The organism is Sedimentibacter sp. B4, from assembly GCF_000309315.1.
Taxonomy (GTDB): Bacteria; Bacillota; Clostridia; order Tissierellales; family Sedimentibacteraceae; genus Sedimentibacter; species Sedimentibacter saalensis.
In genome coordinates this window covers 1-227 of record NZ_CANG01000150.1, presented here as the reverse complement: position 1 = coordinate 227, position 227 = coordinate 1, and the positions used below count along the sequence as shown (strand labels likewise).

Below are 227 nucleotides of genomic sequence, written 5' to 3'. Positions count from 1 at the left end.
TCACGGAGGCGTGGGCCGAGGCGACCGCCACGGGCCAGCCGACCTGCTCGAAGCAGGGCAGGTCGTTGAGGTCATTGCCGAGGTAGAGCACGCGGGACGGCGCCAGCCGCCGCTCCTCCAGCCAGAGCTGCAGCTCCTCTCCCTTCTCCGGGATGCCGTGGCGGCACTCGACGCCGAGCTTGGCCGCGCGCGCAGCGACGACCGGGTTGACCTCGGTGGACAGGATA

The 227-nt window shown here is 71.4% G+C and carries 1 protein-coding gene; it reads right to left on the bottom strand.

Annotated features, from left to right (window positions below):
- A partial coding sequence (locus BN358_RS23050) for an HAD hydrolase family protein (protein WP_157593335.1) occupies positions 1–227 on the bottom strand: 227 nt, incomplete at both ends.